The following is a 12,549-nucleotide window of genomic DNA, read 5'->3' as shown; positions in this document are numbered from 1 at the left end:
TTTTGTTCTGTCCGTTTTACCTTGTTAGGTTTTGTTCTCTGAATATTCTTTTTTGGAATTTTCAGGGTTGCATTACTATTTCATTGTCAATGTGCAGGAGCCTGGAAACCGCTCCATTACTGCGTTTGTGGCTTTTCTGCCGCAGCAGCAACGAATAAAAATATATCACTTGCCAATTATGGTGTCAACAACTTTTTTTATTTTTTTTAAATTTTTTTATCAGCCATGAATTCCAGAATTCTGACTACCCCCTCTACAGCCTCTCTGGCGCTTACATCAAGTATTATTTCTCCCTTTTCTGAAGTTGCTCCGGAAGGGTCTCCTCCAATTCCTATTGGATTACCTTCATCCGTCACAAAATCTTCTCCCATCCACGGAAGTGATGTACTACCAAAGAAGTTCAACCTCCCGGCCTTTTGTGATATAGAATGTGTTCCCTTTTGGGATACTGACAGATCAACAAGGCTTTCATCTCTCGCCATAACCATTGCTGTCTCCATCTCACCACCATGAAAGTCAGCTTCATTACCAGGAGTTATTGTTTTCTTTACCTCAGGATCAGAAAATGCTCCGGAAGCAATCAGATATACGTAAACGCCCAAATCTCTTCTGATCTGTCTGCTGACTATCTCTGCTGTAGCACGGTTTCCACCATGACAGATAAGCAGTGCTACATGATTAAATCCATGACGACTGAGGCTTTCTACAATATCATATATAACGTTGTAATATGTCTGTGGTTTAAAGGATATAGATCCGCAAAAAGAAAGATGTTCTACACTATAGCCAACAGGAATTGTAGGAAAGAACAACACTGAACCCGAAAGGTTACTCTCCGTTTCTTCTATAGACAACTTTTCCATCATTCTTTTTTTCATCTCGTCTGCAATTATGCTGTCAGTGCCAAGTGGCGCCTGATTCCCATGCTGTTCCAGGGCGCCAAGTGGCACAATTACGAGAGTGTTTTCCTTATCAACCTGCTCCATCTGAAGCCTTGACAATTCCCAATACTCTCTTATCATTATGCTGCCTCCTGACCTTGTACACTTTCTGTTCTCAAGTCTCTAGCAGCAGGTATTGCAGCCAGAAGCCTGTCATATATAGCATAACCAATAAAGCTGTTTATTGAGAGTTTAACAGCGTTAAACGGAATAGTAGCATATATTATGAATGTCTGAAGATTTTGTATCCTTGCATTAACTCCGCCAACCATCTTAACCACATCGTCAAGAGATACTCCCATAGCTGTAGCATATAAAGGCAATGATACGCAGGCATTCAGGAAGCATGCAACAGAAGTTCTTATTACTACACTTACTATAAGTGCCACAGCCGCTGCTTTCCTCGTCTGCCCCATCTTTTTATAGACAATCCATGTAGGGATAATAAATAGGATAATTGCCATAAGGTTTACTAATTCACCTACATACATGGAGTTTGTTCCTGTAAGAAGCAGCTTGATTACCAGCTTGATAACCTCAACCAGCGCTCCCTCAACCGGTCCCATAAGGAAGAGCGCAACTATTGCAGGCACATCACTAAAGTCAAACTTGTAAAATGGCGGCATCATAGGCACTGATATCTCCAGTGACATCAGTACTCCCGCAAGTGCAGCAAGCATTCCTGTTAATACGATTTGTTGTGTTGTGAATTTCTTTTTGAACATTTGATTGTTCCTCCCCGTGTTCTTTAGATTTTGAACCGAAGGATTCCCAGGGATTAATGGCTTTGTCCTACTGATTATTGTGCCATGAAAGAATGTCTCTTCCTTAGAAACAAAAAAAGCGAAGCCAGCATGGGGCTCCGCCTATAATCACACAATAAAACAGCAAAATAATAACCATTATCATGCATTACTTCTACCATCCAGACTTTACTGTCGGTCTTGGAATTTCACCAAATCAGTCGCTTTCGCGAGTCGCGGACTTTTACCGCCGGTCGGGAATTTCACCCTGCCCCGAAGAATTATTCGATTTTCATCATCTACAATATCAAACTGATTATCCTAAGTCAACAATACAATCGTATAAATTGTATTGACATGTAAAATAAGTAATGCTACTTTTCTAATTAGTGTTTTAAGAAAGGCTAGGCTAACAAATTGTTCCAGCAAATATCAACAGAAAACAATATGAAAGCAAGAAATCTCGTTATTGCGCTCCTGGGAGTTGCAATAGCTTTTGTTGTGCTGTTTTCTGCTATCTTTGTCTCTCTTGAAACCTTCCATAGCTGTGATGGCGATAACTGTCCCATCTGCGAGATGCTTCAGCTTTGTGAAAAAACCATTAATCAGCTAAGCGATGGGCATATTGCTGTTTCATTTTTTGCTCATCTCATTTTTCTTTTAATCGCAGGAGTTATTCTCCCCCGCGATATTTTTACACGTTCAACTCCTGTTACCGAAATGGTAAGAATGAATGATTAAATAAAGCTTTATTTCTATGTAACGCTAATAATCATTTGTTTTATAAGGAGAATTCCCAATATGAAAAAGTTAATATCGATTCTTTTTGCAGCGCTTGTAATAGCGTCTTCTTTGAGTGCATGCACCTCCATGGCACAAAGCGACGCTGTAATCATTGATGAGGAGGCGGTGCCTTCAACCGATGAGGCAAAAACCATTAGTATTGTGACCACAATTTTCCCGGAATATGACTGGGTTATGGAGATTCTAGGTGACAAAAAGTACTCCACTGACGTAACCATGCTTCTTGATAACGGCGTAGACCTCCACAGCTACTCTCCAACTGCCGAGGATATGATGACGGTTGCTAATTGTGATCTTTTCATTTATGTGGGTGGTGAATCTGACGAATGGGTTAACGATGCACTAAAAGAAAAGGTAAATCCTGATATGAAGGTTATAAATCTCATGGAGGTTCTTGGCAGCTCGGTAAAAGAGGAAGAAATTGTTGAAGGCATGGAAGCTGAAGAGGAAGAAGCCGAAAACGGGGAAGAAGCTGAGGAAATCGAATATGACGAACATGTATGGCTTTCGTTAAAAAACGCTGCCATTTTGTGTGACAAAATTGCTTCCGAAATATCAGAGATTGATCCCGTAAATACTGATTTTTATATGGAAAACGCCAACACTTATATTGAGAAGCTTAATGAACTGGATAAACAATATGCCGACGCTGTCTCATCAGGAATTAAGGACACCCTTCTTTTCGGAGACAGATTCCCTTTTAGATATATGGTGGACGATTATAATCTGAAATATTATGCAGCCTTTGTGGGATGCTCAGCTGAGACAGAAGCAAGCTTTGAAACAATCGCTTTTCTTGCAGGAAAAGTAGATGAACTGGGACTAAACTCCGTACTCACAATTGAAGGCGCGGATCATCGCATTGCTGAAACTATAGTCCAGAACACACTAGGCAAGGATCAGGAAATTCTTACTCTTAATTCGATGCAGTCCACTACTTCCGGAGATGTCCAGAATGGCGAAACATACCTCGGAATAATGGAAAATAATCTTGAAGTACTAAAAGAAGCACTGAAATAAGTTGCGTTTTATAAAGAGGATCGTAATATGGCACTACTTACTGTAAAAAACTTAAAGCTTGGCTACGAGTCTGATGTTATTCTTGACGGCCTTAGTTTCACTGTCGATAAAGGTGATTATCTCTGTATTGTGGGAGAAAACGGATCGGGAAAATCAACTCTTATGAAGACTCTTCTGGGGCTTATGAAGCCTCTGGGAGGAGAAATATTAACGTCTGATGGGTTATCCCGAAATGAAATAGGGTATCTTCCACAGCAAACCCTTGTACAGAGAGATTTTCCTGCTTCGGTTTGGGAAATTGTACTCTCGGGATGCCAAAACAGCAGGCGTCTAAATTTTTTCTACAGTAAGAAAGATAAGGCTCTTGCAAGAAAAAACATCGAAAGGATGGGATTAAATTCCTATATGTACAAATGCTATAGAGATTTATCCGGAGGACAACAACAGCGCGTACTCCTTGCAAGAGCGCTTTGTGCCGCTAAGGAGGTTCTGCTTCTTGATGAACCTGTAGCAGGACTTGACCCTATTGTCACCGCGGAAATGTATGACCTGATTGATTCTCTAAATAATGACGGAATCACAATAATTATGATATCACATGATATTGCCGCTGCCACAAGATATGCGAGCCACATTTTACATATTAGTTCTGATTTATTCTATGGCACAAAGGATGAATATCTGAGGGCTAATACAAGCAATTCTTTTATCGGGATACATGATAGTGATTTATTGAAAGGAAAGATAGTAAATGGATAAGCTTATATTGTATATGCAGTATCCCTTTGTAAGATACGCTCTTATAGTTGGGACTCTTATTGCCCTCTGCTCCTCTCTGCTTGGAGTCACTTTGGTGCTCAGAAGGTTTTCGTTTATCGGCGATGGACTCTCACACGTTGCCTTTGGAGCTATAGCCATAGCAAGTGTCTGCAATCTGACAAACAAGATGCTTCTGGTTCTTCCTGTGACCGTGGCCTGTGCCATTTTTTTATTAAAATCCGGTCAAAACACAAAAATAAAAGGAGATGCCTCCATAGCCATGATATCCGTTGGAGCTCTGGCATTCGGGTACCTTCTTATGAATGTGTTTGGAACCAGCGCAAATCTTACAGGTGATGTCTGCAGTACACTTTTTGGATCTACTTCAATCCTCACACTTACAGCCTTTGAAGTCTGGCTGTGCGTTATTCTTTCTGCTGTTTCTGTTTTATTATTTATACTTTTTTATAACAAAATATTTGCCGTTACTTTTGACGAAAATTTTGCGAAAGCCGTAGGTACAAAGGTCGATACCTATAATCTTCTGATTGCTATGGTAATTGCTGTCATTATAGTCCTTGCAATGAATCTGGTAGGATCATTACTGATATCCGCACTTATTATTTTTCCCGCACTCTCTGCTATGAGAATTTTTGACAGCTTTTCCAAGGTCACGATACTGTCCGCGCTTATATCTGTTTTATGCGCTCTTTCAGGTATTTTAATATCAATTGTTGCAGGAACCCCTGTGGGATCAACAATAGTTGCAACCCAGGCTGTTATGTTTGCTATTTGCTGTGTTTTGGGAAAATTGGGAGGAAAGCTTGCATGAAAATGAATAATGACATAAATAAAAGTAAATATATAAAAACATCTGTGGTATGCGGCATATTTGCAGTCATGGCTTTAGGTTGCGGCGATCCCTCAAATATGAATTCCACTAAGGCTACTACAACCACTTCCAGTGTATCCGATGTTCTTGAAGCTAAAGCTCAGGAAGCTTCCACAGATATATCTCAGGAAGCCGTATCTTCGATAACGGTACCGGCTCCGCAGGTTGACTCTTCAGAACCTGTCTATAAATCAGAGCCGGATGCCTCTGTGGATGTAGATCTTACAGCGATGTCTTCTACCATGGTCTATTCCGAAGTTTTCCAAATGTGCTATTACCCCGAAAACTATATTGGAAAAACTGTAAAGATGGATGGATTCTACGATGTGTATCAGGATGAAACATCGGGAAAGGTATATTACGCCTGCATCATTCAGGATGCAACCGCCTGCTGTGCTCAGGGCATTGAATTTCAGCTCGCAGGCAATAATTATCCTGATGAAACCGTCACTGAAGTGACAGTAAAAGGGACCTTTGACATATATGAGGAAAATGGTACAAAATACTGTACTCTTAAGGATTCAGAACTTATAAGCTGTAACTAATCTTACACATCAGGAAAGCACAATTACCATTCCTGTAAAAATAACGATCCCAACAATCCAAATCAGAGAATAACGTATGTGTTTTTTTAATATTTGATTCCAAGTATGCATATTAGTACCTCCTCTCCAATTAGCTTGCAACGGTAAGTTGTTCCAATGATCTGCCGTTATTATGTGCTTTACTATATACCTCTGTACATTTCTTATATTTTTCAAAGGTCTTTAGGGCAGCATCTTCATCCCCGTAAACCTTCCAAAAACCTGTGTATTTCACTCCTTCATCAGGGCTTCTCATGAATCCAAGCACATCTGCGACCGGGTATCCAAGAAAAAGACCTATTTCATGCGGAAAGGTTGTATCCTTAGCAAGATGCTTGGCAAGCTGTGCCACACATAAATCGGCATTGTTATAAGAATATCCCTTTTCTTTTAATATCCTGCATACCTCTTCATTGGCAAAATCCCTTTTCAAATACGCAGGCCTGTATAAATAAATAAGTACATAGCCTTTTGAGTACTTTACCGGTATCATGCGAATTCCTTTAGATGATAATCTGCTGTTAAACTCGCGGACTTCCTCATTAAATTTGTCCTTATCATCACACTCAACTGTAAAAAGGTTACCTGTCTTTAATCCAGCCAGGGTTGGTGAACATAGCCTTATCAGTAGTTGATCCCCCATTTCTATATCCTCCGCTATTTAATGTTAGTTATTGCTAACTTTTCTCAAAAAGTAAAACCCGCTTGATTCCGGGCATTTAACGATGTTTTTCCATATTGTGAAAAATATTATCAATTCCTTTTCTTGATTAATATGTTAGCATTTGCTAACTTATTTTTCAAGAGCTTATAAAAATCTTTTATATAAATGCCTAGAAAGGATGGGAAAAAGTATGAGTAAAGTTAAGGTTATTTTTTGGAGCGGAAGCGGCAACACACAGGCAATGGCAGATGCTGTTGCAAGTGGAATAAACAGTGCCGGTGGCGAGGCTGAAATTGCTTCTTTCAGTTCAATCAGTCCTGCCGATGCTGCAAATGAACCGGTTATTGCTTTCGGATGCCCTGCAATGGGAGCCGAGGTTCTTGAAGAGGGAACAGTTGAGCCATTTATGGCAGACTATGAGACAAAGTGTAGCGGTAAAAAGGTAGCACTATTTGGTTCATATGGATGGGGAGACGGCCAGTGGATGCGTGACTGGCAGGACAGGCTTGTAGCAGCAGGCGCTTCCATTATCGGAGGAGAAGGCGTTATAGCTAACAATGCACCCGATGACGATGCTATCTCACAGTGTGAAGATCTTGGAAGAATGCTGGCACAGGCATAAGTTCTCTGAAAATTCATTTGGGAATTGGGCGCCTTCAGGCGCACTTAGAAAAAAATGAGACCGGAAAAACTTCCGATCTCATTTTTTCATTGCTTCTTATACCCCGTATACATTGTAAGCAGAAAACATATAACTGTAGCCCATGCAAAAAATTTGTGGTAATTCATTTTACTCCCTCTCTTTCTTTTCCCTTTGCAGATTAGTCATACTATGAAGTCCAAGAGCTATAGTAGAACCGTTGTGAAGAGTTGCGCTTGTGGCAGGTGCTATGGTTCCAAGAAGTCCAAGTCCTATAAGTCCCAGATTGAATCCAACTACAAAGCGATAATTGAAGCGAATTCTCTTCATAAGAAGTTCGCTTAATTTTTTTAATGTAATGAGCTTATACAGATCATCTTCAGATATCATAACATCTGCTATTTGTCTTGCAAGCTGGGCACCTTCGCTTATGGCAATGCCACAGTCAGCCTCTGAAAGGGCCGGAGAATCATTTATTCCATCTCCTATCATAACAACCGTGTGTCCTTTGGCTTTCTCCTGCTGCACAAATCCGGCCTTTTCTTCCGGAAGGACCTCTGCATAATATGAATCTACTCCTACCTTTTTAGCCACCCGTCTTGCGATATGCTTGGAATCTCCTGTCATCATAACAATGTTTTTAAATCCGGCCTCATGAAGCTTTTGTATAACATCAGGAGCTTCAGGCCTTAAGGGATCCTCAAGACAGATAACAGCCGAGAGCTTACCACCTATAGCAAGGAACAATCTGGAATACCTCTTTGAGATACCATCGAGTTTTTCCTGTTCACCTTCCGGAACTACACACTGCTCATCTTCCATTACAAAATGCCAACTGCCGATTACTACCTTTTTACCGTCAATATCAGATGATATTCCATGTGCCACAACATATTCAACCTTGCTGTGCATCTCATTATGCTCAAGACCTTTTTCAGCCGCTTTGGCAACTACAGCATTGGCAATTGAATGCGGATAATGTTCCTCAAGACAGGCAGCTATACGAAGCATCTCGTCCTTGTCATTTCCTGAAAAGGTAACCACATCAACTACATTTGGCGTCGCCATGGTAAGAGTACCCGTTTTGTCAAAAACTATTGTATCCGCATCAGCGATAGCTTCCAGGAATTTGCCTCCCTTTACGGTAAGATGATTATCCTGACACTCGCGCATGGCAGATAGTACAGTCACCGGCATTGAAAGCTTTAATGCACACGAAAAGTCTACCATAAGAACAGATAATGCCTTAGTCACATTCCTTGTAAGAAGATATGCAAGGATAGTGCCTCCCAAAGTATATGGTACCAGCTTGTCTGCAAGGTGCTCGGCCCTTGACTCAACACCTGATTTGAGCTGTTCGGACTCTTCTATCATTTTTATAATCTTTTCATATCTGGTAGCACCGGAAGCTTTTTCAACCTTAAGAACGATATCGCCTTCTTCTATTACAGTTCCTGCATAAACGTAGGCGCCTTCCTTCTTCTCTACAGGAATGCCCTCCCCCGTGAGTGTTGCCTGGTTGACCAGTGCTTCGCCTGAAACTACTGTCCCGTCAAGTGGTATTACGCTTCCTACTCTTACGGAGATCTCATCTCCCGGTACAATCTGGGCGATTGGAACCTGTACCTCGACTCCATCCTTTTTTAGCCACACCCTGTCTGACTTTAGCGCCATACTACGGGCAAGATCGTCCACTGATTTTTTATGTGTCCATTCCTCAAGAAGATCACCCACTCCCAGTAAGAACATAACAGATGAAGCTGTTTCATAATCTCCTGTTATGAGAGACACTGCTATAGCAGTGGCATCCAGTACAGACACCTCAAGCTTTTTGTGCTTAAAAAGACTCACAAGCCCCTTTTTAATGAACTTTATGGCAAGTATCCATGCCTTTACTCTTCTAAGAGGAGAAGGCAGAAAAACTCTGCACCCATAATGAACAATAACGTTTGTTATGAGTTTTTCTTTATATGATGCCATGAGCTCACGGCCTGTGTTTTCAGGAACAAGAGCCTTTATATCCTCAGCATCGGCATCGAATTTCAGGATATTATCAAGAAGTGCATCCCTATTTCCTTTATAGATGACTACTGCATCCGCACTTCTCTCGTAAACGGTAGCTTTTTCCACTCCATCAAGAGAAAGCAGATAGTATTGCAATCTATCTGCTTCTTCAAAGGAAAGACGTCTCTTAGGCATGGAAAAGCGGATTCTCCCGTTTATCTCATGTTTAATGACAATTTTCATATATGATTACTCTCCGACTTCTACGTCTTCCTTAGCCTTACGCTCAGCGTTGATTTCCTTTGCTTCAGCCACAACATCATCACAGTTTACCTGGATTTTGTTAGCTGTATCCATCACACATTCCTTAGCTCTGAGAACTGCAGCAGTTGTATGTGTATAGCACTTTTTCGCGTCTTTACTGGACAAAACCTTAATACCTGCTGTTCCAAAAAGAACTCCGCCTAAAAACCATACGCAATGATGCCAATTCTTCATAATCATATTCTCCTTTTCTGTTAGCACTATCTAATTATCCGTAAATGAAAACAAACAAATGCGAGAGTCCTCCCACATTTGTTTGCTTTTTAAGCATAGCACAATTGAATAAATGCTAGTAGATTTGCAGATGATAATTTTTCTCAGTAGGTTTATAAAATAGAACGTCCCTCTGTCTGGTCTTTACAGAACAATCTCATACATCTCACCCATGTTCTTAAAACCATCCTTAGGTGCGCATTTATTGCAGTCTCCTCCGCAGCCACCGTTGCAGCAGGACATATCCACCCTGCGGATTATGCCCATATGCTCAAGGTATTCAATTTGCCGTTTCACATCCTCTACTGTCGTGTGAAGTTCTATTGCCAGGAGTTTTTCTGTCCTGGCACGGCCATCACTAAGTAATGCTAATAAATCCCTCATTTTAATCCTCGCAGAACATTTTATCTTCCAAAAACCGGCTCATATTTTTTTAAAAAATCAGCAGACCAACATGATAAGCAACCGCTGCCAAAAGCAAAGCTGTTGCCGTGTAATACAAGGCAATTTTTGCTGTCCACTTAACCGAATATGTCTCTTGGAATGTCGCAGCAAGCGCCACAACACAAGGCATGTTGAAGGTCATTGCAAAAATAAACGCAAGTGCCTCTGCTTTTGAAACATTTGAGAGCAAAATTTCATTGAGGTTAGACGCTGCCCCTGCACCGCTCATAGCATCATTAAATGCTGTAGAAAGGTTTCCTCCGGTATAAAGCGCGCTGATAACTCCAATAGCACCTTCTTTTCCTACTGCGGAAGCTATAAATGCAATAAATAGCTGCCATCCGAGACCGAATACTCTTGTTACAGGTTCAATTGCTGTTCCGATTCGATAAAGAATTGGCTGAGCCCCCGGCACAAAGGTGTAGCTCAGAAGCCAAAATACACCACAAACCAGAAGAACTACACTTGATACACGTTTAAAGGTATCACCTGTTCTTCCAAGTACATATCTTAAAAGAGCACCGATCTTTGGCTTATGATAAGGCGGAAGTTCCATTATCATTCCATATCTGTCACTCTTTTGAACAAGCTTTCTTCCGAAAATCTTAGCTGTTATCCACATATGAAGTATCATCGTAAGCAGAATAACTACAATAACAAGTACTGCTCCCGGGCCAAAGAAAACTGCCGAAAGCATCGGTATTACTGCCCATGCTGCACCGCACGGAACTGCCCAGGCAAGCGCTATTGTCAAAACCTTCTGCCCCCAGTTATCAATAACACGTGCTCCTGCTGCACCACCCATTGTGCATCCAAAGCTTACAAGGAATGGCATTACAGATTTTCCCTGAAGACCAAGCTTTCCCATAGTGTTATCAAAAACATAGGAAATACGTGCCATGACACCCACTTCTTCAAGAAGACCAAAAACAAGTGTTACGCCAAATACAAAGCCAAGCATCTGAATAATGTAGGTAAATGACTGTATTATAACGGTGCACACTATCTGAACCAGAATATCAGGTGCACCCACGGATGCAAGCGCAGCTGCAACCGGAGCCTTTATCGCACCTATCCCCTGACCTATGGCCATAAACGGAAGTGCAGGTATAAAGGATCCGATAAGTCCAAGAAGGACTGTCAGCACAACTGCAGGCTTACCCCAAACCTTACTAAGGTATATCTGATCCAGCTTGCTTAATGCCACATTTTCTTTTTTGGAGCTCACACATCCATCCAATATCTCATCAATCCAGCTGAATTTGCTGCTTCCGGTGGCAATAGCTCCCTGACTTCTATTGCAGATATTTACTACATTTGTATAGTTCTCCGGAGTAAGCTTATCCTTAAGTAGGGAAAGAACCTGCTTATCGCCTTCAATAGCTTTTGCGGTAAGCCACATTGATGTATACCCGGGTATCAGATTATCAGGTATGAGCTGCTTAAGAAGTGAATACCCCTCAATTTTCTCATACTCTTTTTCAAGGGCTGTTACATCTATCTTCGTTTTCTCTCTTACTGCCCTCTCCATTATCTCGTAGTAGGGCTCATATTTTTTCCCATCTGTAGCAGAGAATAGAAGGACAGGTATTCCAAGTCTTTTCTCTATAGCCTTTACATCTATGGTTTTTCCCTGATCCCTGGCCACATCAGCCATGTTCAGCACAAGAAAGCTTGGTACATCTATTCCTGCATAATCCGCAGTCATGAAAAGACTTCTTTCAAGCTGTGAGCTATCAGCAAGGATACAGACAACATCTGCCTTTCCTGAAGAAATGTACTCCCTTGTAATGAGCTCTTCATCAGAATTGGCAGTAAGACTATAGGATCCCGGAAGATCAGCCACCGCACACTCCATCCCTTTGTAGGAAAAGCTTCCCTCCTTCTTCTCAACAGTCTTACCGGGCCAGTTGCCGACATGCTGTCTTAGACCTGTAAGCGCATTAAAAAGTGTTGATTTACCGGAATTTGGCTGCCCGAGCAGCGCAATTGTCGCTGTACTCATACTGCCACCTCCCTTACTTCAATACCCTTGCACTCATTCCTGTTAAGAGCAATCATGGTGTCTCTTGAGTAAATCAGCATAGGTCTGTTCTTATCATTCCTGATAACTCTTATGCTGCATCCCGGAGTGAGGCCTATGGAAGTAATTCTGCTCATAAACCTGTCATCTCCTGACAATTTTTCAACTATTAGATTGTAATTTAAATAAATAGACCAATATGCTATACTGATAATATAAAACCTTTGGAGGTGATTTCAGTATGGCAAAAGCGCAACCACTTATTCTTCCTGATGATGATCGTGAGTACTTTGAATCTATAGTTCGCACCAGAACCATGCAGGCCCAAATCGTATCAAGAGCAAGAATTCTTCTTCTAAAGGCTGATGGCGAATCTGTAGATGCGATAGCTGAAAAGGTTGGGCTCAATCGTAACAGCGTATTACTCTGCCTTAAAAAGTACAAAAATGGTGGTGCGGAAAATGCTATTTTTGATACTCCTGGTCGCGGCCGAA

15 protein-coding genes and 1 riboswitch are annotated in these 12,549 nt (G+C 41.3%); of the genes, 7 read left to right on the top strand and 8 right to left on the bottom strand.

Going from position 1 to position 12,549, the window contains the following annotated elements; genetic code table 11:
* Window positions 1-206: 206 nt before the first annotated feature.
* Together G602_RS0116555 and G602_RS27155 are read right to left on the bottom strand one after the other, a co-directional pair.
* A complete protein-coding gene (locus G602_RS0116555; protein ID WP_026659968.1) occupies window positions 207-1,022 on the bottom strand; it encodes a creatininase family protein in 816 nt (271 codons plus the stop codon).
* Complete coding sequence (locus G602_RS27155; RefSeq protein ID WP_044932537.1) at window positions 1,022-1,666, bottom strand: ECF transporter S component; 645 nt, start codon at window positions 1,664-1,666, stop codon at window positions 1,022-1,024. The genes G602_RS0116555 and G602_RS27155 overlap by 1 nt, the downstream gene beginning before the upstream one ends.
* Window positions 1,667-1,850: 184 nt before the next feature.
* Window positions 1,851-1,969: riboswitch (FMN riboswitch) on the bottom strand.
* Window positions 1,970-2,131: 162 nt separating this feature from the next.
* Between G602_RS27155 and G602_RS0116545 the strand changes: the two genes are divergently transcribed.
* From G602_RS0116545 to G602_RS27145, 5 genes are read left to right on the top strand one after another with little or no spacing between them, the layout of a single operon-like run.
* Entirely contained in the window at window positions 2,132-2,425 is a 294-nt protein-coding gene (locus G602_RS0116545; protein ID WP_026659967.1) for a hypothetical protein, read from the top strand.
* Window positions 2,426-2,485: 60 nt separating this feature from the next.
* On the top strand, window positions 2,486-3,508 hold the full coding sequence (locus tag G602_RS0116540) for a metal ABC transporter substrate-binding protein (RefSeq protein ID WP_026659966.1): 1,023 nt from the start codon (window positions 2,486-2,488) through the stop codon (window positions 3,506-3,508).
* Window positions 3,509-3,535: 27 nt separating this feature from the next.
* The gene (locus G602_RS27150; RefSeq protein ID WP_044932535.1) at window positions 3,536-4,267 is read left to right on the top strand and encodes a metal ABC transporter ATP-binding protein; all 732 of its coding nucleotides are present in this window, start codon (window positions 3,536-3,538) and stop codon (window positions 4,265-4,267) included.
* On the top strand, window positions 4,260-5,099 hold the full coding sequence (locus G602_RS0116530) for a metal ABC transporter permease (protein WP_026659965.1): 840 nt from the start codon (window positions 4,260-4,262) through the stop codon (window positions 5,097-5,099). The genes G602_RS27150 and G602_RS0116530 overlap by 8 nt, the downstream gene beginning before the upstream one ends.
* A complete protein-coding gene (locus tag G602_RS27145; RefSeq protein WP_049945288.1) occupies window positions 5,096-5,704 on the top strand; it encodes a hypothetical protein in 609 nt (202 codons plus the stop codon). The genes G602_RS0116530 and G602_RS27145 overlap by 4 nt, the downstream gene beginning before the upstream one ends.
* 130 nt (window positions 5,705-5,834) lie before the next feature.
* On the opposite strand, the gene G602_RS0116515 is transcribed toward G602_RS27145, so the two are convergent.
* On the bottom strand, window positions 5,835-6,386 hold the full coding sequence (locus G602_RS0116515) for a DUF3793 family protein (protein ID WP_026659963.1): 552 nt from the start codon (window positions 6,384-6,386) through the stop codon (window positions 5,835-5,837).
* Window positions 6,387-6,597: 211 nt separating this feature from the next.
* On the opposite strand from G602_RS0116515, the gene G602_RS0116510 reads away from it, so the two are divergent.
* Complete coding sequence (locus G602_RS0116510) at window positions 6,598-7,029, top strand: flavodoxin (RefSeq protein ID WP_026659962.1); 432 nt, start codon at window positions 6,598-6,600, stop codon at window positions 7,027-7,029.
* Window positions 7,030-7,197: 168 nt separating this feature from the next.
* Here G602_RS0116510 and G602_RS0116505 read toward each other — a convergent pair whose 3' ends face one another.
* The 5 genes from G602_RS0116505 to G602_RS0116485 form a co-directional block, all read right to left on the bottom strand.
* The gene (locus G602_RS0116505; protein ID WP_026659961.1) at window positions 7,198-9,294 is read right to left on the bottom strand and encodes a heavy metal translocating P-type ATPase; all 2,097 of its coding nucleotides are present in this window, start codon (window positions 9,292-9,294) and stop codon (window positions 7,198-7,200) included.
* Between the two features lie 6 nt (window positions 9,295-9,300).
* Entirely contained in the window at window positions 9,301-9,555 is a 255-nt protein-coding gene (locus tag G602_RS0116500; protein WP_026659960.1) for a DUF6110 family protein, read from the bottom strand.
* 177 nt (window positions 9,556-9,732) lie between these two features.
* Window positions 9,733-9,972: a FeoC-like transcriptional regulator gene (locus tag G602_RS27140; protein WP_044932533.1), complete on the bottom strand. Its 240-nt coding sequence runs from the start codon at window positions 9,970-9,972 to the stop codon at window positions 9,733-9,735.
* Between the two features lie 49 nt (window positions 9,973-10,021).
* On the bottom strand, window positions 10,022-12,037 hold the full coding sequence (gene feoB, locus G602_RS0116490) for a ferrous iron transport protein B (protein WP_026659958.1): 2,016 nt from the start codon (window positions 12,035-12,037) through the stop codon (window positions 10,022-10,024).
* Window positions 12,034-12,213 carry a FeoA family protein gene (locus G602_RS0116485; RefSeq protein ID WP_330369214.1) on the bottom strand — a complete coding sequence of 60 codons (180 nt, stop codon included), beginning with the start codon at window positions 12,211-12,213 and terminating at the stop codon, window positions 12,034-12,036. Before G602_RS0116485 ends, feoB begins: the two co-directional genes overlap by 4 nt.
* Window positions 12,214-12,296: 83 nt before the next feature.
* Between G602_RS0116485 and G602_RS27135 the strand changes: the two genes are divergently transcribed.
* Window positions 12,297-12,549 (top strand): helix-turn-helix domain-containing protein (locus tag G602_RS27135; RefSeq protein ID WP_044932527.1); only part of this gene is annotated, 253 nt, incomplete at its 3' end.

Origin of the sequence: Butyrivibrio sp. AC2005, assembly GCF_000424145.1 — a bacterium.
GTDB lineage: Bacteria > Bacillota > Clostridia > Lachnospirales > Lachnospiraceae > Butyrivibrio.
The sequence above is the reverse complement of the archived record's forward strand: the minus strand, read 5'-3'. Positions and strand labels throughout refer to the sequence as shown.

Coding starts and splice junctions, on each gene's coding strand:
- feoB (WP_026659958.1), bottom strand. CDS start 12,037: ATGAGTACAGCGACAATTGCGCTGCTCGGGCAGCCAAATTCCGGTAAA.
- G602_RS27145 (WP_049945288.1), top strand. CDS start 5,096: ATGAAAATGAATAATGACATAAATAAAAGTAAATATATAAAAACATCT.
- G602_RS0116530 (WP_026659965.1), top strand. CDS start 4,260: ATGGATAAGCTTATATTGTATATGCAGTATCCCTTTGTAAGATACGCT.
- G602_RS0116510 (WP_026659962.1), top strand. CDS start 6,598: ATGAGTAAAGTTAAGGTTATTTTTTGGAGCGGAAGCGGCAACACACAG.
- G602_RS27155 (WP_044932537.1), bottom strand. CDS start 1,666: ATGTTCAAAAAGAAATTCACAACACAACAAATCGTATTAACAGGAATG.
- G602_RS0116515 (WP_026659963.1), bottom strand. CDS start 6,386: ATGGGGGATCAACTACTGATAAGGCTATGTTCACCAACCCTGGCTGGA.
- G602_RS27140 (WP_044932533.1), bottom strand. CDS start 9,972: ATGAGGGATTTATTAGCATTACTTAGTGATGGCCGTGCCAGGACAGAA.
- G602_RS0116555 (WP_026659968.1), bottom strand. CDS start 1,022: ATGATAAGAGAGTATTGGGAATTGTCAAGGCTTCAGATGGAGCAGGTT.
- G602_RS0116500 (WP_026659960.1), bottom strand. CDS start 9,555: ATGATTATGAAGAATTGGCATCATTGCGTATGGTTTTTAGGCGGAGTT.
- G602_RS0116540 (WP_026659966.1), top strand. CDS start 2,486: ATGAAAAAGTTAATATCGATTCTTTTTGCAGCGCTTGTAATAGCGTCT.
- G602_RS0116505 (WP_026659961.1), bottom strand. CDS start 9,294: ATGAAAATTGTCATTAAACATGAGATAAACGGGAGAATCCGCTTTTCC.
- G602_RS27150 (WP_044932535.1), top strand. CDS start 3,536: ATGGCACTACTTACTGTAAAAAACTTAAAGCTTGGCTACGAGTCTGAT.
- G602_RS0116545 (WP_026659967.1), top strand. CDS start 2,132: ATGAAAGCAAGAAATCTCGTTATTGCGCTCCTGGGAGTTGCAATAGCT.